We start from the raw sequence: 19,412 nt of genomic DNA on the forward strand, positions 1-19,412 counted from the left end.
AGCCACACGCGCCGGGCGCCTAACGTCGATCCGAATCACATCGACGTGAGTTGGGTCACATCCGCTCCGTCAGCAGTTCTACCCGAAGCTCGGGGTGAATGCCAACTGTACGAATGTCCGATATCGGTGCCGCGCTACGAATCTGCCGTCGAGCTCGCGCGTCGTGGGCGGCGCGGCGCGCCGGGATGGCCTCGTAGTCCTGCGCGATGTCGGTATCCGGCCCTACTCTCGATTCTGTCTCCAGGCTCGGTTCTTCTCGCGCGGCCACGTGGTCCGCCGCGATGCCCGGAAGGGAGATCGACATGGCAATCGCAGTCCGTCCCACGGTCCGCGCGGGCGCATCGGGTGTGCCGGCAGATCCCACGCAGTCGCACGCGTTCACGTCGCGTCCCGCGGCCGAGGCGCACATCGGTGGCGTGTGCTTCAAGCTCGGCCCACCGCAACTCCTCGGTGCCGAGCTCGAATGGCTCACCTCCACCGCCGACGGCGCGCGCCCCGACGTCGACGTGCTCACCCGCGCACTCGGGCCGCACACTCCCACGAGCATCGACGAGTCGTCGCCCGCTCGGGTGCTTCCGGGTGGCAGCGCCGTCACCGTCGAACCGGGTGGGCAACTCGAACTGTCGAGCGCGCCGTACCGGTCCGCGCGCGAGCTGTGCGACTTTCTCGAAGCCGACCGGGCCGCCCTCGAGTCTCTGGTGGGCAGGCAGGGGATCCGGCTCCACGACGACGCCGCCGACGCCGACCGGCCGCCCCAGCGGCGCCTCGAATCGCCGCGCTATCGCGCGATGGAGACCCGATTCTCGCGTCTCGGACCGTTCGGCAAGGCGATGATGTGCAACACCGCTGCCACGCAGATCAGCGTCGACGCGGGTTCCGACGTCGCGGCTGTTGCCCGTCGCTGGGAACTCGTGCACGCCATCGGCCCCGCCTTCGTCGCCGCGTTCGCGACCTCGCCCACACTTGCGGGGGTTCCTGCGGCCCGGTGGGTGTCGCAGCGGATGCGCGCCTGGTTCGAACTCGACCCCACACGCACGGCGCCGGTGCCCGCGAGTCTCGGCTACGCGCGGTGGGCGCTCGACACTCCGCTGCTGTGTCTGCGCCGCGACGGCGACGACTGGACGTGCCCGCCCGACGCCACCTTCGGCGACTGGGTCGACGGCGCGCTCGACGACGTCGCAGGCCGCCGTCCCGGCCCTGCCGATCTCGACTACCACCTGTCGACGCTGTTCCCGCCCGTGCGCGCCCGCGGCCACCTCGAGATCCGGTACGTCGATGCGCAACCCGGCCGACAGTGGCGCGTGCCGATCGCCGCGGTGGAGGCTCTGCTGTCGGGGCCGGGCGTCATGGCCGAGGCACTCGACACCGCGCGCTCGACCACGGGCCGATGGCTCGACGCGGCGGAGTTCGGGCTCGCCGACCTCGAATTGCGTTCGACGGCCACCGCGCTGCTGTCGCTCGCGGCGTCGTACTCGACCGACCCGGAGTTCGTGCGGCTGCTCGACGCCGCTGCGATTCGATGTTGCCGCGGCAGACGCCCGTCCGCGGCCGACGACGAGGAGACGCGATGACCTCACGTGAGGCCGTCGCCGCCGCACTCAGCCGGGCGCGCGAGCGCACCACCGTGCTCACCGACAGTGTCGACGACGGCGACCTGGTCGCGCAGCACTCGCCGCTCATGAGCCCGCTCGTATGGGATCTCGCGCACATCGGCAACCAGGAAGAACTGTGGCTCGTGCGTGATGTCGGGGGCCGCGACGCGGTGCGCGACGACATCGACCAGCTCTACGACGCCTTCCAGCACCCGCGCGCCACCCGCCCCTCGCTTCCCCTGCTCGACCCCGCACAGGCCCGCGACTACGTCGCCACCGTGCGCGACAAGACCTGGGACGTACTGGACCACACCAGGTTCGACGGTCGGCGCCTCGAACGCGACGGATTCGCGTTCGGCATGATCGCGCAACATGAGCAGCAGCACGTCGAGACGATGCTCGCTACCCACCAGCTCCGTGCGGGTGCGCGGGTGCTGAGCGCTCCGCCCACGCCGCCGCCCGCCCCGGGCTCGCGGCCCGGCGAAGTCGTCGTGCCCGCGGGTGTGTTCGAGATGGGGACCTCCACCGAGCCGTGGGCGCTCGACAACGAACGCCCCGCGCATCCGGTCGACGTGCGGGCCTTCGCGATCGAGACCTTTCCGGTCACCAACGCGCGCTACCGGGAGTTCATCGACGACGGCGGATACGAGCGTCCCGAACTGTGGACCGAACGCGGATGGCGGCATCGCGTCGACGCCGGGCTGGAGGCTCCAGAGTTCTGGACACGCGACTCGGGCGGTGCGTGGTGGCGGCGCAGTTTCGGCACCCTCGCGCCCGTCGTCGCCGACGAACCCGTCGTGCACGTGTGCTGGTTCGAGGCCGACGCATTCGCGCGGTGGGCGGGCAAGCGCCTGCCCACCGAGGCCGAGTGGGAGAAGGCGGCGCGGTGGGATCCTCGCACCGGGTGCTCGCGCCGGTACCCGTGGGGAGACGACACGCCCACGGCCGCCACGGCGAATCTCGGTGGCACACACCTCGGTCCGGCGCGCGTCGGCGCCTATCCCGCGGGCGCGTCGGCGAGTGGTGCCGAGCAGATGATCGGCGATGTGTGGGAATGGACGTCCTCGGGGTTCGATCCGTACCCCGGGTTCGAGGCGTTCCCCTATCGCGAGTACTCCGAGGTGTTCTTCGGCGGCGACTACCGCGTGCTGCGCGGCGGGTCGTTCGGCACGGACGAGGTCGCGTGCCGCGGCACCTTCCGCAACTGGGACCACCCGATCCGGCGGCAGATCTTCGCTGGCTTCCGGCTTGCGCGAGACGCCGGGGGTACCCACTGAATGTGCCGGCATCTGGGCTATCTCGGGCCGGCGCGCGCCGTGGCCGACGTCCTCACCGAAGGGTCCACATCGTTGCTGAACCAGTCGTTCGCGCCGCGCGACATGCGCGGTGGCGGCACGATCAACGCCGACGGCTTCGGAGCATGCTGGTGGGACGGCAGCGCGATCGGCCGGTACCGCAGCGCGCAGCCACTGTGGTCGGATCCCGCAGTACGCGAGACACTCTCGTCGATACGCTCGACGGCGGTCGTGGCAGCCGCGCGGTCGGCGACGGTGGGCATGCCGGTCGAACGGTCGGCGTGCGCACCGTTCGTCGGTGCCGAGGCCGGCGAAATGGGAGCGTGGGCGTTCAGCCACAACGGCGTCGTGCCCGGGTGGCCGCACAGCATCGCGCCGCTCGCGGCAACTCTCTCCGTCACCGAGCTGCTGGGCCTCGAAGCCTCCACCGATTCGGCGACGCTGTGGTTGTTGCTCGCACGGGCCCTGCGCGACGACCCGCCCGAGACGGCGCTGCCCGCGCTCTCGCATGCGGTCGCCGAAGCCGCGCCGGGAGCGCGTCTGAACTTCCTGTTGTGCAACGGCACCGACCTGTGGGCCACCACGTGGTACCACTCGCTGTCGGTCCTGGTCGACGACGACCGAGCCGTCGTCGCGTCCGAACCGCTCGACGACGACCCCCGTTGGGAGTCCGTCGCCGACCGCCATCTCGTCGTCGCCCGCCCCGGGCGGCTGATCGTCACACCACTCGAGATCGGAGTCCCATGAGCGCCACCACCCTCGAGGTCCATCTCAGCCCCGAGCAACTGGTCGACGACATGCGCACCGAAGTCCGCGCCGGGCTCACCACCGACCCGAAGTGGCTGTCGCCCAAATGGTTCTACGACGACCTCGGCAGTGCACTCTTCGAGGAGATCACCGCGCTACCCGAGTACTACCCGACCCGCACCGAGCGGGCGCTGCTCACCGCGCACGCCGCCGACATCGCGCGCCGTGCGGGCGCGGAGGTCCTCGTCGAACTGGGCTCGGGCTCGTCGGAGAAGACGCGCCTGCTGCTCGACGCCGGGCTCGAGGCGGGCACACTGCACACCTACGTGCCGCAGGACGTGTCGATCGGTGCGCTCGAAGCGGCCGCGGACGCCGTCGCCCGTCAGTATCCGGCGCTCGAGGTGCGAGGCGTCGTCAGCGATTTCACCGGCTCGCTCGAGCACCTGCCACGCGGCGGTAGACGCATGATCGCGTTCCTCGGTGGCACCCTCGGCAATCTCGTGCCGGACGAACGCGCCGACTTCCTCGCGCGCATCGCAGCCGTCCTCGAATCGGGGGAGCACCTGCTGCTCGGCGTCGGGCTCGTCGTCGACGAGTCCGTCGTCGTGCCCGCATACGACGACGCGGCAGGCGTGACCGCGCGCTTCAACCGCAACGTCCTCGACGTCCTGAACCACCGGCTCGGCGCCGACTTCGACTCGTCGCGCTTTCGTCATGTGGCGCTGTGGGATCCGCACAACGAGTGGATCGAGATGCGGCTCGAGGCCACCGACGACATGCTCGTCCACATCGGCGACCTCGACATCGATGTCCCGTTCCATGCAGGCGAACAGATCCGCACCGAGATCTCGGCGAAGTTCACCGCGGCAGGTCTGGCCGCCGAACTCGACCGAGCGGGCTTCGACGTCGAACAGACCTACACCGACGAGGGCCGGCTGTTCGCGCTGATGCTCGCGGTGCGGCGCTGAACTCATCCAGAAGGACGACCCACAACCGACCCCGAGAGGCAAGACAACCCTGTGAAATCGACTCGCGTCCTCTTCGTGTCCTGTGCAGCGGCTCTGGCGATGGGGGTGGGCGCGGCGACCGCGTGCGCTCAACCCTCGATCGACACCGGCAGCCTCGGTGACGGGAGCGTGGATTCCGAAGGCGACGGTCCGGGCGGGCCGCCTGCCGACGACTCGCTGCCTGCCCTGTCGGTCGAGACCGTCCTCGACGGCCTCGACCACCCGTGGGACGTCGTCGCGACACCCGACGGCGCTGTACTCACCGGGCAGCGTGAGGGTGGGTTCGTCGTCCGTCGCGCCGACGGTTCCACCGGACCGGTCGACGCGGATCTCGCAGATCTGTACGCAGAATCGGAGACCGGGCTGATGGGCCTCGCACTCGCTCCCGATTTCGCGCAGTCGCGCACGCTCTACTCGTGCCAGGGACACCGGTCCGGCGACGGCACCGACATCCGCGTCGTGGCGTGGACAGCGGATCCCGACTGGACCGCACTGACGCGGGAACGCACCGTGTTCGGTGGCATCCCCGTGCAGGGCGGGAGGCACGGCGGCTGCCGCGTCCTCGCAGCCGAGGACGGCACCCTGTACATCGGGACGGGCGACACCGCGTCGGCGTCGGTGCCCCAGGATCCGGCCTCGTGGGGCGGCAAGGTGTTGCACATCGACACGAACGGTGCGCCCGCCGCCGGCAACCCCGATCCGGCCAGCCCCGTCTACTCACTCGGTCATCGCAATGTGCAAGGCCTTGCGTTGCAACCGGACACCGGGCGGCTCTACGGCGTCGAGCAGGGCACCTCACGCGACGACGAGGTGAACTTGCTGCGGCCGGGCGGCAACTACGGCTACAAACCCGACCGTCTGCCCTTCGTGTACGACGAGTCGGTGCCGATGACCGACCCGGACCGCGTCCCGGGCGCGATCGAGGCGGTGTGGAGCTCCGGGTCCAGTACGCTCGCCACCGCGAGCGGCGCGTTCGTCGACGGTGCGCGGTGGGGCGAGTGGGACGGCGCACTCGCCGTCGGCGTCCAGAAGGAGAAGCGGCTGATGTTCCTGCGCCTCGCCGAGGACGGGCTGTCGGTGACTGCCCGCTCGGATGCGCTCGTCGACCAGCACGGACGATTGCGGTCGATCACGCCGCAGTCCGACGGCTCGCTGCTCGTCACCACCGACAACGGTGACGGCGCCGACCAGGTGCTGCGCGTCGCTCCCGCCTAGCGTCAGCTCGAGAAAGCGAGGACGCGCGCCGGCCCACCGGATCCGCCCGCGTGGGTCGGCGCGCCCACGAACACCGTTGCGCCCGAGGCCGGCACGGCATGCAGATCGGCGAGCACCTCGACGGCGTAGATGCCCGACCCGAGTGCCGCGAGGTGCGCGCTGTAGCTGGTGTCTCGACCGGCGTCGATGCTGAGTGTGTCGGTTCCGATGCCGACGACACTGCGCTCGTGCACCAGTCGCTCGACGGCCTCGCGGGCGAAGCCCGGGGTGTGCTGCACGCCCGTGGCATCCTGGTTGGTGAAGGCGCCCGGCTCGGAGAGGCGGGACTGCCAACCGGAATGCAGTGCGACGAAAGCGCGTTCGGGGATCCGCCCGTGGAGACGTTCCCACTGGTCGATGTCTGCGGTGCTCAGCAGCGCATCGTGATCGGACGCTGCACGTGCGGCGATGTCTATCACCACAAGCGGCGCGGTGAGGTTCTCGACGGGGATGCGTTCGACCGTGATCCCGTCCGGATCGGCATGCGCAGGCGCGTCGACGTGGGTGCCGGTGTGCTCGTCGTAGCTCAGCTCGTTGACGTAGAAGATGCTCTGCGGCAGCAGCGAACCCAGTGATCCGGTGTCGTTGTTCTTGTTGTCGGCGACCGTGCGCATCGCGAAGCGCCGACTGCCTGGCCACACCGGGAAGTGCTCGTCCACCACGTGCGTCAGATCCCAGACCGTTCCCGCAGGGTGCGCAACAGCGCGCCGTGGTGACCCGACCGCGCCGACCATTCCGGCTGTCGCCGCCGTGACCAGGCCCGCGGTGACGAGCGCCCGGCGCCCGAGGCGGCGACGCGCAAGCTGCTCGTACACGGTGGCGGTGACGTCGGGTGAGCACATGGGCGACTCCGGTGGACATTGCGGCGTGCAGATTCACGGATGATACCGGGCGTCGCCGCGACAAAACGCACGGTTTGTGCCAGATTGTCACCCTGCGCCGAATCCGAATCGTTCTGTAGGAAGTGTTCACTCGTGACCGACGTGCTCGACAGCATCAACAGCTTGGTATGGAGTCCTCCGCTCGTGTACATGTGCCTGCTCGCGGGCCTGTACTTCACGATCCGCACGAGATTCGTCCAGGTGCGGCGGATACCGGACATGATCTCTCTGCTGCTCCACGGCGAGAAGTCGCCGTCGGGAGTGTCGTCCTTCCAGGCGCTCGCGATGTCGCTCGCCGGTCGTGTCGGCACCGGAAACATCGCGGGTGTCGCCACCGCGATCGCCTTCGGCGGCCCGGGTGCCGTGTTCTGGATGTGGATAGTCGCATTCCTCGGCGCGTCGACGTCCTTCGTCGAGTGCACCCTGGGGCAGATCTACAAGGAGAAGGACCCCGACGGGCACTATCGAGGTGGGCCTGCCTACTACATAGAGAAATGCATGCGGCAGAAGTGGTATGCGCTGCTGTTCGCGGGGGTCACGGTGGTCGCGGCGGGGCTGCTGCTGCCGGGGATCCAGTCCAATTCGATTGCCGTGGCGATGGACAACGCGTGGGGGATGCCCACGTGGGTCGCTGCGCTCGGCATCGTCATCGTGCTGTCGTTCATCGTGGTCGGCGGCGTCAAGCGCATCGCCAACTTCGCAGGCATCGTGGTGCCGTTCATGGCGGTCGCCTACATCATCGCGGCGCTGGTGGTCGTGTTCGTCAACGCGTCGCAGATTCCCGAGGTGGTGCGGCTGATCTTCTCGAGTGCCTTCGGCCTCGAGGCGGGCTTCGGTGCGATCGTGGGCCTCGCCGTCGAGTGGGGTGTCAAGCGAGGCATCTACAGCAACGAGGCGGGGCAGGGTAACGGGCCGCACTCCGCCGCCGCGGCCGAGGTGTCGCATCCCGCGAAACAGGGACTGGTGCAGGCGTTCTCGGTGTACATCGACACGCTTTTCGTGTGCTCGGCGACGGCATTCCTGATTCTGTCCACCGGTGTCTACACCGTGTGGTCGGGCGGCGGGCAGGACGGCGACGTGCTCTACGACGGCAACAACGGTGCGGCCGTCGATGCCGGGCCCGCGTTCGCACAGACCGCTTTCGACAGCGTGTGGAGTAGCGCAGGCGCGAGTTTCGTCGCGATCTCGTTGGCGTTCTTCGCATTCACCACGATCGTCGCGTACTACTACATCGCCGAGACGAACATCCACTACCTGCTGCGTAAGGTGCGCAACGGCGCGGTATTGCCGGTCGCGACGCGCGTGCTGCAGCTGTGCTTCCTCGTGATGACCGCCTGGGGAGCGGTGGCCAGCGCGACGCAGGCATGGACGCTCGGCGACATCGGCGTCGGCGTGATGGCATGGCTCAACATCGTCGCCATTCTGATCATCCAGAAGCCCGCGCTGCGTGCGCTCGACGACTACGAACGTCAACGCCGATCGGGTCTCGACCCGCAGTTCGACCCTGTCTCTCTCGGCATTCGCGGCGCCACCTTCTGGGAGAAGAGACGTGAGCGCGAGACGACGGCCGTCGAATGACGAGTGGTGCTGCACCTCGGGAGGTGCAGCACCACAGCCTTGTTCGTCTTCGCTCGGCTCGTGTCGGTGGACTCAGTCCGCGACGATTCCGGCGACGGGAATACGCGCATCGACCGACTGGCGGAAGTTGATCATCGCGCGCTCGATGTGGTCGCGATTGGTGACGAGCACCGCTCCGGTCGCGCCGCGCTGATGCAGCACGTCGTTGGTGAATGCGGCGTTCTCGACGGTCGACGACGACTCGGGCTCTTCGGTGATCCGCTCCGCCGGCACGCCCCGGTCGGTGAGCCACTTCTTCATGGCCGACGCCTCGGTGATGCCCTTCTTGGGGACGCCGCCCGTCACGATGATCGGCGCGGTGGGGTAGTGCTGCGCGGTCGCGAGCGTCGCCTCGAGGCGTTGCGTGAGGACCGGCTGGATCTGCCCGTCCTCGGTGAGGCCCGCACCGAGGACGACGAGGTGCGTCGTCACCGGGTTGACGTCGAGCATCACCGGGTAGTTCGGGGTCGGCGTCTCGAGGCGGGTGCACGCCTTGATGAGCTCGTCGACGGTGCCTTGGCACGCCGGTGTGATCGACAGAATGCCGTTGGTGATCGTGTCCGGCGCGGGCGTCGCGGAGGCCTGGGCGGTTCCCACGCCGAGCGTTGCCGCCGCCAGTGCGACGGTGACGACTCCTGCACGTCGCATATCCTTCATTCGCGTTCCCCCTCGGTGATCGCGTTGTCGGGTCACCGGGCAGTGTGCCAGTGCGGGCGCCCCGCCGCGACGGCGAACTCGCCTCGACACGCCCGAAATTGCCGCATTTGTGCAGGTCAGAGGCGTCGTAATAAAAACGAGATATTTCCCACGGCGCGCGTGTCCACACCGAACGGGCGGTTTTGCGGGCATCGGTCGAGTGCATTTCCGAGGGACCGCCCGTTCGGTGGCTACGAATGCGCCCGGGCACGCCGCCAACGTTCGCGCAGTGGCGGCGGAGTGAAGAGTGCCCTCGCGTCGGCTCCGGCCAGTAGCTCGCGGCGCTCAGGGTTGCGGTACATGTCGTCGATGACCGAGAACAAGGTGTTGGGTTCGGCGACGAGCCGAGAGACCGACACGACGAGGCAGCCGTCGGCGTCGAGGACTGCAGGTGTGCCCAGTTCGGCGTGGTGGTGGACGAGTATCTCGGCGTCCCGCCTCGGGCCTTTGCCCGTGTTGACGATCCGTTCATTTCGCACCACGCTGTCGATCGCGTCCCAGGGTACGAAAACGTCGCTGCGACGCGGTATTCCGACGATCTTGAAGTTGTGTTTGCGCCGGAGACCTTCGCGGTAGATAGTGACCACCGAGGTGGTGTCCGAGAGCAGGCCCAGGAGCAGCAGGACGCCCGCCACGCAGCCGTAGACGAGGGCGATGACCGCACCGCCGCTGTTGTTCCGCCCGGGCGTCAGCAACTCGTCCGCTCGACCGTCGGTCCACAGCACCCAGATGAGAATGCAGTAGAGGGAGGTCGCGGCGAGCACGAATCCGAGGACCACCATCGACAGTCGCTCGGTCGGTACTTGCACGCCCGGCCCATACTTGTCGTCCACGATTCGAATGCGTCGGCTCGTGCGGATCCGGGCGAAGCCCGAGTCGCGGCAGAGGAGGAAAGCTGTCGCAACGATGAGGAAACAGCCCGCCCCGAGACCGACCGAGCCCCCTGCCGATTGCTCGCCCAGCGTCCGGCAGACTGCAAAGCCCATCACGGCCGCCAGCCCCAGCATCACGAGCGCGAAGAGCAGACGCCAGCGGCGAAGAGGCTGCGTCCAGCTTCGAGCAGACCGCTCCGCATCGGTGTCCATCAGATCCCCCTGTCGAACCGCCGCCCTGTCAGCGAGTCGACACGATATCAGGTGGCTGCCACCGGAATCGGCTCACCGAACGGGCGGTTGTGCGAGCATCGCCCGAGTGGATTTCCGGGATACCGCCCGTTCGATGGAACCCCGATTCACACGTCTCAGCCCGCAGCGATCGAGAGGGCCGAATTGAAGGTCACAACATCGACGTGCAGGTCGTCGAGTGTCGTTGTTGCGACGGTAACGGTCAGCTGGGTAAGGAACTGCCCGGCCGCGGTGTCCACGATTACGTAGCGTGTCGTGGCGAAGAGGCTGAGATTCTCGACTTCGTAGGTGCCCTCGACGAACAGTGAGGGGTGGCCGTTCCACGGTTCGCGCGCGGCGAGGTGCTCGGTCCACTTCGGGAGGGCGGCTGGCTCGGTACAGGCAGCGTCGAGCAGGCCCTCGGCTGAAATCTCCTTGGAGATTCTGCCGTGGAGGACGACAGCGTTGGGCGCCCAGCCTTGGCTCCGGTAGGACGGATTCGTGAGTGCCGAATAGGCGCCCGGCACTAGCTCACGCGGTACAACAGTCCATCCCGGCAGTTCGGGAATCGAGACCGCGGGTGCAAACGGCGAACCCGGAGCGCACGGTGTGCAGTGGGCTCCGCAGTTGTCGAGGTAGTCGAGAAGCGGGCTGCTCACTGCTTTCCAGAGCTTTGTCGCAGCTCACGGGCCGCCCGCCAACGTTCGCGCAGGGGCGGAGGGGTAAGGAGGGCCGTTGCGTCGGGTCCAGAAAGCAATGCACGTCGGTCTGGGTGGCGATGCATGTCGTCGATCAACGCGAACAGTGTGTTGGGTTCGGCGACGAGTTGGGAAAGACGGAGGATCGTCTGGTGCTCAGTGTCGAGACGCACGCGTTCGTCATGTGTGAAGCCGGGATGGTGAAGTTCGACAAGTTGGTGTCGGACGGTGACGTACCTCGTATCCACGAGTTCCTCTGTGGGAACGACTTTACTCAGGGCTGTCCACGGAATAAGCACATCGCGACGCCGCCGTATCAAGCCCTTGCCGTCGATACGGCGAATTCCGTCGGTGGATACGTGTGTTTGGTTTATAGGGCGCAGTAGAAGCAGGGTAGTCATTCCAGCCAGACCCACGACCCCGACTGCCAACATGAATCCTGCGCCAGCTGCGCTATCGCGAGAAGGTGTGGCAACTGTTGCCCCTTGGCCGTTGGACTGGGCATACCAGACTGAGAACCCAATCACTGCGCAGGATAGGGCAATCATCCAGAGGACCAGATAGATGGCCCACTGACCTGGGACTGCTACCCCGCCTCCGTCGCGTCCATGAATTGGCTTGATCCGACGGCTCCGTCCAATCCACGCGACGCCACCCAGTCGCAAGGTCATGAAGACCAACCCTGATAGGAGCACCGCAGAGCCAGCGAATAAGCCAACAACTGAATAGTTTTCGATCGGTCGATACAGTAGGGCGAATATTGAGGATCCGGTGCACGCAAGCAGAAACGCCGAGATCGTCACGTATGTGAATTTTAGCTTCTGCTGCCACGGCGACGAATTGCGCGCGAATGTCTGTTCTTCCTTCATCAGCTCCATACCTTTTGCAGGCCTTTCGATACGCCCCAACTCGCGGCGCCCCCTGCAACAAGTCCGATCGCGAACCCCACGCCTGTGCCGATCCCAGGGGCGAACGACCCGACCGCGGCGCCCGTGCCAGCGGTTGCAAGTATCCCGGCGACCGTTCCCGCGCCCTCCGTGACAACAGCTTTCGTCGGGTCCATACCATCGTTTATGTCATTGGCGATGGCCGGAACTGTTCCGACGGCAGCACCGATCGGTCCCAAGCCGCGCCCGATGCCTCGCGCGACGTCGTCAGCGGAGGACGCTGCTGCGGACGTGAGGGCTGCGCCGGTCTTGTCGGTGGCTTCACTGACGATCGTTCCCGCGATGGTGGCCGGCCAGTCGGGTTTCCAGCTGAACTCCCCTTCGCCGTCCGGCTCGACGCTGCCGTACTGAGCTTTGCTCGCCGCATCTTCGACGATGTCGGAGGTATCGGCGATTCGCTTGGTGGCGTCGGCCGCTACATCGCCGGCTTGGCGTAGTGCGTCCCGAATCGCCGCTGTGTGGGCAGCCGCATCGGATTCGAGTCGGGCGAGTTCCTCGGCGGCGATCACTCCAGAGCCGGCGGGAGTGGCGGCGCCGGAGTCGTCCACATCGAACCCGCTGCTCGCCGCAGCCGCAATCTTCGACTCGACCGTCGACTTCACGGCTTCGAGCGCGCTCGAAGCCGAGCGGTACGTGTCTGCGACTTCCTGCAGCGCAGAGCCGATGCCGCGTGCCAACCGAGTCTCCTCGACGACGCGTTCTGCGGCCGCCGCCGCCGCGTCGCCGTGCCATGACTCCGCGAGCACGTTCTGATCGTTTTCGAGGCTGCGCCCGCTCTCGTCCAAGAATTCGACCAACGCCTCGATGCCGTCCGCGGTGATGACGAGGTCTCCCGAGCGCCACCCGCGAACCTCGGACACGCTCACCGTCATCAGGCAGACGGCGCTACTCACGGCTCGACATCCATCGCGCCGAGTTGCTTGACGAAGTCGGTTTCGGCGACGACGTAATGGGTGTTCGCCCCTCCAGCCAGTCGAGCGACCTCGCCGAGACGCAAGGCAACGTTGCGATAGCCTGCCATCGCGGCATCGAGCGCGCGCCTGTTGACGCCGTCGAAGCCGGTGCCCGGAAGTGATCCATCGGAGTCGGCGAACGGACTACTCACATCGTGGTTGCCGATGTCGCTTGCGACCCGTGACGTGGACTGGGCGAACGACTGTAACGCGTGGATGTCGACCTGCAACTGCTTCCCCCTGACTTGCCCCGCCCTGCGAACGCGCACAGACTATCAAAGCGCAGGTCAGCCGACGGCTCGTGACATAGGCCCTCACCGAACGGGCGGTTGTGCGAGCATCGCCCGAGTGGATTTCCGGGATACCGCCCGTTCGATGGATACGGCGGTCCGCTCAGCCGTCGAGTAGCCGGCCGTACCGTTCGTTCTGGCCGCGGAGCCATGCGATGCGGGCGGCGTCGCCCTGGGTGACGGCGTCGAGCAATTGTGCGCTGGCGATGCTGACGCGTCCGACGTGCGCAAGCAGTTGGAGGTGGATCTCGTCGCGTTTGACGTGGGGAGCGTTCCAGGCGCGTTCGGCGGCGAGGACGCTCATCCGTGTGTCGCCGAGAGTCGCGTGTGCGATCAGGCCCTGCACGCGCTCGGGTGGGCAGGCGTCGTGGAGCGCGAGGTCGAGTAGTCGGCGGCGAAATGCCTCGGGGCACGGCGAACTCACGTAGCGCAGTGCCTCGACCTCGACGAGCGCGCGCATCACGTCGGTGCTCAGGTGGGCACGCTGCAGCAGCCAGCCCGCGGTCGACTCCGCACGAGTGAGTTCGACGAGCGCCGCATCCGGGCACGCGAGGTTCATCGCGGCGGCGCGTCGCACGTCATGGTCGGGATGTTCGAGCGCGATCCACCCCAGCAGCCCGGCGTCGAATCCTTCGCGAGCAGCGAGGAAAGACGCACGGCGGGCGAGGGTTTCGTCGAGGCTGTAGCTCAGGTGCGGCACCATCGGCAGGGCTTCGACGGTGAACCGCCGATACCGGGAGTCGAGCATCGCGTCGGTAGTGATCTGGGCGGCGCGCTTCTGGTCCAGCCGCCCTACCGGCCACGACGACGCGATCTCGGGCGTGCCGATCCGTTCGAGCAACTGCCACACCGAGTTCGCGACGTGCTCCGCGTCCCAGCCGGAATCGCACACGGCGTGATCGTCGGCCACGTCGATTCGCGATGCGGTGACGACGACGAGGCCGCTCGGTCCGGGCGACGCGTCGAGCGTGGTTCCCGAGATCGTCGACGTCACGGTGGCCTCGGAACGGGGAACGAAGCCCAGGACGAGATACGGCGTCACCCACGCATCCCAGGTCGTGGCGGCGTCGTCGACCGGCGAGGTCATGGCGCGGTCGCCTCTCGCGCGAAGGCGTCGAGGTGCGTGCGGCGCTGCGCGGCTGGGTCGCGGGTGATCGATCCGCCGGGGTTCGTAGGGCCGCAGAGAAGGAAGGGGGCGAGCATCGGTTGTTGCCTTTCGTAGTCGGTGCCCCGGGGTCCACGCGACCCCGCGAACGAGCACCGAGAATGCCGACAGCTGCGGCTGTCGGTACTTCACGAATGGATGTCGTCGGAAGACGGCGATTTGTGACGGCCTCCCGCGGGGCACGTCGCGAGTCTGCAGAGTCCACTGACACTCTGGCGAGACACACCATGTGCGCCTCCTTGCGGTGCGGCCGTTCCGAGAATCGGGTTGCGCAGCCGAAGGACGACCGATAATGTTCCTCTCTTCGCTTCAGCGCGGAGTAGTCCACGCGCTCACCGTGGTAGTTGTGAGCAGGAGCCATGACCACCGATGTCTCGCCGTCACTCGACGGCCTTCTCGCCGGCACCAACCCCACTGTCCGTGCCACGCTCGACGCGCTGGGTCGCCTGCTGACCGGCACCGGTGCGGCCCGTCCGACCGCCGATTCGTTCGCCTCGCGGCGTCTCGGCGCTCCGCTGCACCTGCTCGCGGCGCAGTCGGTCAAGCTCACGGCCTCCACCGAGATCACGCTGGCGGGGGTGTTGGCGACCCGTATCCACGAGCACGCTGCCGAGACGGGGCCCGGTGAGGACGACGAGCCGCCTCGCTGGCGCACCGTCGAGATCGACCATTCCGCGCTGTCGGTGCCGGTTGCGCTGTCCGCCTTCTTTCCCCGCGGCACGCTGGCCGACGCCGACGTCGTCGTGCGCATCGCGGAACAGGTGACCAGCGACCGACTCGAGATCCGTGTGTTCGCTGCTGCGGAGGACCATGCAGTCGCGTCCGGTGTCGCGAAGTCCTTCGTCCGCGACGCGCACGGCGCCGGCAACTTCCTGCGCGGAAGAGTGCTCGCCGCGTCGTACGACTACGCGTTGCGCTTCGACGTCACGACGCTGCAGGCGCGCGGCCGCGACTCGCTCGTACTGCCCGACGAGGTATGGCGGGAGTTGGACGCCGCCGTGGCCGCGGTGACCACCCGCGCGGAGATCCTCCGCGAACTCGGCCTCGCGACGCGTCGCGGCATCCTGCTCGCGGGCCCGCCCGGCGTCGGGAAGACCGCGGCGAGCTGGCTTCTCGCCGCGGAGCTCGTCGGTGCGTTCACCGTCATCGTCGTCGACGAATCCGCGGGCGGCGCGCGGCTGCGCGATGTGTACGCGGAGGCAGCGGAGCTCGGCCCGACGGTCGTCCTGCTCGACGACATCGATCTCTACGTCGGAAGCCGCACCCGCGGCACCTCCGGCTCCTCGCTGGCGGCGTTGCTGGACGTGCTCGACGGCGCCGTGGAGCACGACGACATTCTCACGATCGCGACGACGAACGATCCGTCGGCTCTCGACAGCGCGGCCACTCGGTCGGCACGCTTCGACACGATCGTCGAGCTCGGCTATCCGACCCGCGCGGCATCTGCACAGATCCTCGCGTCGATCCTGTCGCCCGTCGCGCCGTCGGTCGATTTCGTCGCCGCGCTCGCCATCGTCGACGGACCCCTCTCCGGGGCGGACGTCCGCGCCATCGCTCAGCGTGCTGTGATCGACCACGGCACGGATCTGGACGAAGCAAAGATCCGCAGCGTCGTGGAGCAGGGTAGATGGAAGACGTCGGAACTCACCGGGCAGTATCTCTGACGACCGCTGCGGCCCCAGTGCGTCAGAGAGCGTGGGCCCGCGTGATCGCCTCGGCGATTCCGGCCAGCATGTCGGGCGGTGGAGCAGCCCGGAAGGTGAGCGCATAGGTCGAGATCGGGCCGATCAGCAGCAGCGACGCCACCCGTGGATCGGTCGTGGGTCGCACCTCGCCGCGGTCGATCGCGCGCCGCACCATCTGCCGTAGCTGGTCGTCGATCGGGGCCCAGTACTCGAACTGGGCTCGATCCGCTTCGGCGTCGGTGTGTGCTGCCAAGGCGGCGGTGAGCGCCAGTTCGACTGGGTCGGTGAGGAACTCGGCGAAGGCCTCGCACGCGGCGCTGACGTCGCCACGCCACGACCCGGTATCGGGCAATGCGAGGCGGCCACCGTGCTCCGTGAGCGCTTCGGCGAGCAGGTCGCCACGCGTGGGCCACCACCGATAGACGGTGGCGCGGTGCACGCCTGCACGCTCGGCGACCTCGGCGACTCCGAAGTCCGTCCTGCCTTCGCGGAGGAACGACAACACGGATTCGGCCACCTTGCCCCGAACGATCTCGCTCCGTCCCCCGCGACGTTGCCGCGTCGGCCGGCTGGTGGCTGTGGTCTTCGAGTCGGGGTCAGGCACGCGCACCACCGTATCCAAGCTGCGCCGCCAGCGGAACGGTGATATAACGACACTTGTCGCGTTTGGCTGGAAAGCTCGGCCTGGCAACGATGCTCGCACGGGCTGTCCGGAACCTCTGGACAGTCGATCCACTCGCGGTTTCACCGACTCCGAAGGAAGAATCGATCGATGGGCACATGGGAAGTGGTAGCTCCGGGCGACCTGCAACGGCAGCACGACGAGTGGCATCTGGCGCCGGCCGTTCGGGTGGGCGACCTGCTGATCTGCTCGGGAGTCACCGGAATGGATGCGCGCTACCAGGTCGACCCCGACCCGACCGAGCAGTTCCGCACCGTGTTCCGGAACGCTCAGCACGTGCTCGCGGGGGCAGGCCTGACGCTCGCGGACGTGGCCGAGATGGTCACCTTCCACGTCGATCTGGCAGAGCACCTCGACACCTTCTCTGCGGTGCGCGACGAGTTCATCACCGGGCCGTATCCGGCCTGGACCGCAGTCGAGGTCGCAGGCCTGGGCGGCGGTGTGCCCGGGGTGCTGGTCGAAGTGAAGATGACGGCGGCTTTCTGACCACCCGACAGAATTCGAGGAGTATCCATGAGCCTGACCGCTCTGCATGTCACCGCGTCCGTCGAGGAGGTCAACGCCGTCATCGAACGAGACGGTGGCGTGGTGATCGAAGGCTACGTGCCGGACGACGCGCTGAACGCGATCCGCGACGACATGATGCCGGTGTACGAAACCGTCGACTGGGGCGGTGATTTCCTGGGCGACCGCACCCGCCGCTTCGGATGCCTGTTCCAGTACTCGACCGCGCTGTCCGCCCTCGTCGAGCAGCCGCATTTCCTCGGCGCCGCCGAACACTTCCTTCGCACCCCCAGCAAGGTCTGGCACGGCGAACACCTCGTCGACCAGGTGCCCGACTACCACCTGAGCCTCACCCAAGCGATCGCGATCCATCCCGGTCAGGGGCACCAGCCGCTGCACCGCGACGACGTCCTGCTGTTCAACCCGCACCCGGGTCCGCAGGTCCGTGTCCAGATGATGTTCGCGCTCACGGACTTCACCGCGGAGAACGGTGGCACCAATGTCGTGGCCGGCAGCCATCGTTGGGACAGCGGACGGGGGCCTCGGATCGAAGAGGCCGTGCCGACCGAGATGAAGGCAGGCTCGGCCTTGATCTGGCTCGGCGGGGTCTACCACGGCGGCGGACTCAACACGTCCGAAAACGACGTGCGCCACGGGATCACGATGGCATTCGACCGCGCGCACCTGAACTGGGAAGAGAACCACTTCGTGGTCTACGACCGGGAGACCGTCGAGGCGCTCCCGCCGCTGACGCGCAGACTGCTGGGCTACGAGGAGCCGCTCGGCTACTGGGGTTACGTCCTCGTGGACGGCAAGATCAAGGGCGTCGGCGACCTTCTCGCGCGAGACCGGGCCGCACCGAATCTCTCGGTCCCCAGCTGAACGCGACCCGTCGCTACGCGATCGCGAGATCCGAATCGAATGTGGCGACGTCGAGGTAGAGCTCGTCGCGATCCTGCGCGAGCACGGTGACGGTGAGCTGGGTGAGGTACTGCTCGCCGTCCGCGACGAGGAGGACGTACCGCGTGCTGGCGAACAGTTCGACGTCGCCCAGCGGGTAGGTGCCTTCGAGGAAGAGCGACGGCCAGCCGTGCCACTGTTCGTAGCTCGAGACCTGCTCGGTCCAGCCGTCCTGGCGCGCGGCGTCGCGGTGCGCGCGTTGCAGAATCTCGTCGGCGGGCAGTTCGCGGGACAGGCGGCCGTGCAGGACAACTGCATTGGGGGCCCAGCCGGCGACCGCCCATTCGTGATTGGCGAGCGCGATGTAGACGTCGGGCACCATCTCGGGCGGCACGGCCACCCAGCCGGGCACGGCGGGCAGGAACACCTCGGGTTCGGTGTCGGGGCCGTATCCGCACGGCATGTACTCGACGCCTTCTTCGGCGAGGTACGTGAACAGTTCGCTGGTGACCGGCTGCATATCTCCCCCTACGTGCCGAAGAACCGTGCGCGGCCGGCGCGCGGCCTACGAGACGCTATCAGACGTTCCGGCCGTCACTTCGCGGCTGCGATACGCGCTTTCTCGAGCGCCGCGAGGGTGCGCAGCACCGTGGCTTTCTGGTTCTCGAGGTTCTTGAGCCGTGCTTTCGCGGCGAGCCCGCTCGCCTCGCCGACGAGTGCGATCTGGGCGTCGACGGTGTCGAGTTGTTCGAGCAGGCCCTTGACGCGTTCCTCGAGCTGAGCGAGGTCCACGGTGTCGGTGCGGGCCGGAGACGCTGCGGGAGTGGACTTTCGGGCCGCCGCTGGACGCGAGGTGGAGGAAGAGACCGAGACGGGCTTCTTCGCGGACGGCGAGGACTGCTGCTCCTCGAGCTGCGCGGCGGCGACGACACCCGCCGCGCGTGGACGGATCGCCTTGCGCACGGCGGCGGGATCGGGCAGCTCGGGCAGCCGGATCTCGTTGAGAATCCTGCGCGCGTCACGCCCGTTCAGACGGTGTTCGTACTCTTCGTCGTCGTCCGACTGGAGTGTGCCACCGAGGGGGCGCAGCCCGTACATGCCGAGGAACTTGCGGGCGTCGTCGACGATGGTTTCCTTCTCGCGGCACAGCGCGCAGCGCGGCTCGTTGCGGAACATGTCGACGTCGTCGTCGCTTCCGCACCACACACATTGGCCGGGGCTCCATCGTCGGATGTTGCGGATCGCATCGATGTCGGTGCCAGTTTCGGAACGGCCGGAAAGAGTGTGCGCGTCGATCACGGGGTGCCACAGTAAGCGACGCCGAAAAGCCGGGTGACACCGGGGTGATTTCGCCGCATCGGGCCGGCGCCGGCGGTGACGAAGCTCATGTGGAAGG

21 protein-coding genes are annotated in these 19,412 nt (G+C 67.7%); 9 read left to right on the forward strand and 12 right to left on the reverse strand.

The features are described from left to right. Positions 1-55: 55 nt before the first annotated feature. Entirely contained in the window at positions 56-304 is a 249-nt protein-coding gene (locus HCA44_RS07950) for a hypothetical protein (RefSeq protein ID WP_169647997.1), read from the reverse strand. Between HCA44_RS07950 and egtA the strand changes: the two genes are divergently transcribed. From egtA to HCA44_RS07975, 5 genes are all read left to right on the forward strand, one after another. Then, positions 303-1,571 carry an ergothioneine biosynthesis glutamate--cysteine ligase EgtA gene (gene egtA, locus HCA44_RS07955; RefSeq protein ID WP_169647998.1) on the forward strand — a complete coding sequence of 423 codons (1,269 nt, stop codon included), beginning with the start codon at positions 303-305 and terminating at the stop codon, positions 1,569-1,571. The genes HCA44_RS07950 and egtA overlap by 2 nt on opposite strands. Further along, entirely contained in the window at positions 1,568-2,869 is a 1,302-nt protein-coding gene (gene egtB, locus HCA44_RS07960; protein WP_169647999.1) for an ergothioneine biosynthesis protein EgtB, read from the forward strand. The genes egtA and egtB overlap by 4 nt, the downstream gene beginning before the upstream one ends. Beyond that, a complete protein-coding gene (egtC, locus tag HCA44_RS07965) occupies positions 2,870-3,634 on the forward strand; it encodes an ergothioneine biosynthesis protein EgtC (protein ID WP_169648000.1) in 765 nt (254 codons plus the stop codon). It abuts the gene before it with no gap. Then, a complete protein-coding gene (gene egtD / locus HCA44_RS07970) occupies positions 3,631-4,602 on the forward strand; it encodes an L-histidine N(alpha)-methyltransferase (RefSeq protein WP_169648001.1) in 972 nt (323 codons plus the stop codon). The genes egtC and egtD overlap by 4 nt, the downstream gene beginning before the upstream one ends. A gap of 99 nt (positions 4,603-4,701) precedes the next feature. Continuing rightward, entirely contained in the window at positions 4,702-5,856 is a 1,155-nt protein-coding gene (locus HCA44_RS07975) for a PQQ-dependent sugar dehydrogenase (protein ID WP_169648106.1), read from the forward strand. Between the two features lie 2 nt (positions 5,857-5,858). Here HCA44_RS07975 and HCA44_RS07980 read toward each other — a convergent pair whose 3' ends face one another. Then, positions 5,859-6,737, reverse strand: coding sequence for a cyclase family protein (locus HCA44_RS07980; RefSeq protein WP_169648002.1), 879 nt, complete (start codon positions 6,735-6,737; stop codon positions 5,859-5,861). A 132-nt stretch (positions 6,738-6,869) separates the two neighbouring features. Between HCA44_RS07980 and HCA44_RS07985 the strand changes: the two genes are divergently transcribed. Beyond that, the gene (locus HCA44_RS07985; protein WP_169648003.1) at positions 6,870-8,354 is read left to right on the forward strand and encodes an alanine/glycine:cation symporter family protein; all 1,485 of its coding nucleotides are present in this window, start codon (positions 6,870-6,872) and stop codon (positions 8,352-8,354) included. A gap of 72 nt (positions 8,355-8,426) precedes the next feature. On the opposite strand, the gene HCA44_RS07990 is transcribed toward HCA44_RS07985, so the two are convergent. The 7 genes from HCA44_RS07990 to HCA44_RS08020 all read right to left on the reverse strand — a co-directional run bounded on the left by HCA44_RS07990 (position 8,427) and on the right by HCA44_RS08020 (position 14,167). Further along, the gene (locus HCA44_RS07990) at positions 8,427-9,050 is read right to left on the reverse strand and encodes a YdcF family protein (RefSeq protein ID WP_346764633.1); all 624 of its coding nucleotides are present in this window, start codon (positions 9,048-9,050) and stop codon (positions 8,427-8,429) included. A gap of 230 nt (positions 9,051-9,280) precedes the next feature. Then, positions 9,281-10,174 (reverse strand): hypothetical protein, encoded by an 894-nt coding sequence (locus tag HCA44_RS07995; protein WP_169648004.1) that lies wholly within the window; start codon positions 10,172-10,174, stop codon positions 9,281-9,283. A 155-nt stretch (positions 10,175-10,329) separates the two neighbouring features. Beyond that, complete coding sequence (locus HCA44_RS08000) at positions 10,330-10,851, reverse strand: LpqN/LpqT family lipoprotein (RefSeq protein ID WP_169648005.1); 522 nt, start codon at positions 10,849-10,851, stop codon at positions 10,330-10,332. Beyond that, positions 10,848-11,759, reverse strand: coding sequence for a hypothetical protein (locus tag HCA44_RS08005; protein ID WP_169648006.1), 912 nt, complete (start codon positions 11,757-11,759; stop codon positions 10,848-10,850). Before HCA44_RS08005 ends, HCA44_RS08000 begins: the two co-directional genes overlap by 4 nt. Next, positions 11,759-12,730, reverse strand: coding sequence for a hypothetical protein (locus tag HCA44_RS08010; RefSeq protein ID WP_169648007.1), 972 nt, complete (start codon positions 12,728-12,730; stop codon positions 11,759-11,761). Before HCA44_RS08010 ends, HCA44_RS08005 begins: the two co-directional genes overlap by 1 nt. Continuing rightward, positions 12,727-13,020 (reverse strand): hypothetical protein, encoded by a 294-nt coding sequence (locus HCA44_RS08015; protein ID WP_169648008.1) that lies wholly within the window; start codon positions 13,018-13,020, stop codon positions 12,727-12,729. The genes HCA44_RS08010 and HCA44_RS08015 overlap by 4 nt, the downstream gene beginning before the upstream one ends. Before the next feature lie 163 nt (positions 13,021-13,183). Continuing rightward, on the reverse strand, positions 13,184-14,167 hold the full coding sequence (locus HCA44_RS08020) for a hypothetical protein (RefSeq protein ID WP_169648009.1): 984 nt from the start codon (positions 14,165-14,167) through the stop codon (positions 13,184-13,186). Positions 14,168-14,604: 437 nt separating this feature from the next. On the opposite strand from HCA44_RS08020, the gene HCA44_RS08025 reads away from it, so the two are divergent. Continuing rightward, a complete protein-coding gene (locus tag HCA44_RS08025; RefSeq protein ID WP_169648010.1) occupies positions 14,605-15,909 on the forward strand; it encodes an ATP-binding protein in 1,305 nt (434 codons plus the stop codon). 22 nt (positions 15,910-15,931) lie between these two features. On the opposite strand, the gene HCA44_RS08030 is transcribed toward HCA44_RS08025, so the two are convergent. Then, the gene (locus HCA44_RS08030) at positions 15,932-16,534 is read right to left on the reverse strand and encodes a TetR/AcrR family transcriptional regulator C-terminal ligand-binding domain-containing protein (RefSeq protein ID WP_169648011.1); all 603 of its coding nucleotides are present in this window, start codon (positions 16,532-16,534) and stop codon (positions 15,932-15,934) included. A gap of 168 nt (positions 16,535-16,702) precedes the next feature. Between HCA44_RS08030 and HCA44_RS08035 the strand changes: the two genes are divergently transcribed. Both HCA44_RS08035 and HCA44_RS08040 read left to right on the forward strand, forming a co-directional pair. Further along, a complete protein-coding gene (locus tag HCA44_RS08035; RefSeq protein ID WP_169648012.1) occupies positions 16,703-17,098 on the forward strand; it encodes a Rid family hydrolase in 396 nt (131 codons plus the stop codon). A 27-nt stretch (positions 17,099-17,125) separates the two neighbouring features. Next, positions 17,126-17,998 (forward strand): phytanoyl-CoA dioxygenase family protein, encoded by an 873-nt coding sequence (locus tag HCA44_RS08040; RefSeq protein WP_169648013.1) that lies wholly within the window; start codon positions 17,126-17,128, stop codon positions 17,996-17,998. 13 nt (positions 17,999-18,011) lie between these two features. Here the strand turns inward: HCA44_RS08040 and HCA44_RS08045 are convergent, their stop codons facing one another. Both HCA44_RS08045 and HCA44_RS08050 read right to left on the reverse strand, forming a co-directional pair. Continuing rightward, on the reverse strand, positions 18,012-18,536 hold the full coding sequence (locus HCA44_RS08045) for an LpqN/LpqT family lipoprotein (protein ID WP_169648014.1): 525 nt from the start codon (positions 18,534-18,536) through the stop codon (positions 18,012-18,014). A 74-nt stretch (positions 18,537-18,610) separates the two neighbouring features. Beyond that, complete coding sequence (locus HCA44_RS08050; RefSeq protein ID WP_346764634.1) at positions 18,611-19,315, reverse strand: hypothetical protein; 705 nt, start codon at positions 19,313-19,315, stop codon at positions 18,611-18,613. Positions 19,316-19,412 lie beyond the last annotated feature (97 nt).

Origin of the sequence: Rhodococcus sp. HNM0569, from assembly GCF_012726205.1 — a bacterium.
In the GTDB taxonomy this organism is placed as follows: Bacteria; Actinomycetota; Actinomycetes; order Mycobacteriales; family Mycobacteriaceae; genus Rhodococcus_F.

Bases quoted from the DNA above. Each gene is read 5' to 3' on its own strand.
- egtA (WP_169647998.1), top strand. From the start codon at position 303: ATGGCAATCGCAGTCCGTCCCACGGTCCGCGCGGGCGCATCGGGTGTG.
- HCA44_RS07950 (WP_169647997.1), bottom strand. From the start codon at position 304: ATGTCGATCTCCCTTCCGGGCATCGCGGCGGACCACGTGGCCGCGCGA.
- egtB (WP_169647999.1), top strand. From the start codon at position 1,568: ATGACCTCACGTGAGGCCGTCGCCGCCGCACTCAGCCGGGCGCGCGAG.
- egtC (WP_169648000.1), top strand. From the start codon at position 2,870: ATGTGCCGGCATCTGGGCTATCTCGGGCCGGCGCGCGCCGTGGCCGAC.
- egtD (WP_169648001.1), top strand. From the start codon at position 3,631: ATGAGCGCCACCACCCTCGAGGTCCATCTCAGCCCCGAGCAACTGGTC.
- HCA44_RS07975 (WP_169648106.1), top strand. From the start codon at position 4,702: ATGGGGGTGGGCGCGGCGACCGCGTGCGCTCAACCCTCGATCGACACC.
- HCA44_RS07980 (WP_169648002.1), bottom strand. From the start codon at position 6,737: ATGTGCTCACCCGACGTCACCGCCACCGTGTACGAGCAGCTTGCGCGT.
- HCA44_RS07990 (WP_346764633.1), bottom strand. From the start codon at position 9,050: ATGAAGGATATGCGACGTGCAGGAGTCGTCACCGTCGCACTGGCGGCG.
- HCA44_RS07995 (WP_169648004.1), bottom strand. From the start codon at position 10,174: ATGGACACCGATGCGGAGCGGTCTGCTCGAAGCTGGACGCAGCCTCTT.
- HCA44_RS08005 (WP_169648006.1), bottom strand. From the start codon at position 11,759: ATGAAGGAAGAACAGACATTCGCGCGCAATTCGTCGCCGTGGCAGCAG.
- HCA44_RS08020 (WP_169648009.1), bottom strand. From the start codon at position 14,167: ATGACCTCGCCGGTCGACGACGCCGCCACGACCTGGGATGCGTGGGTG.
- HCA44_RS08025 (WP_169648010.1), top strand. From the start codon at position 14,605: ATGACCACCGATGTCTCGCCGTCACTCGACGGCCTTCTCGCCGGCACC.
- HCA44_RS08035 (WP_169648012.1), top strand. From the start codon at position 16,703: ATGGGCACATGGGAAGTGGTAGCTCCGGGCGACCTGCAACGGCAGCAC.
- HCA44_RS08040 (WP_169648013.1), top strand. From the start codon at position 17,126: ATGAGCCTGACCGCTCTGCATGTCACCGCGTCCGTCGAGGAGGTCAAC.
- HCA44_RS08045 (WP_169648014.1), bottom strand. From the start codon at position 18,536: ATGCAGCCGGTCACCAGCGAACTGTTCACGTACCTCGCCGAAGAAGGC.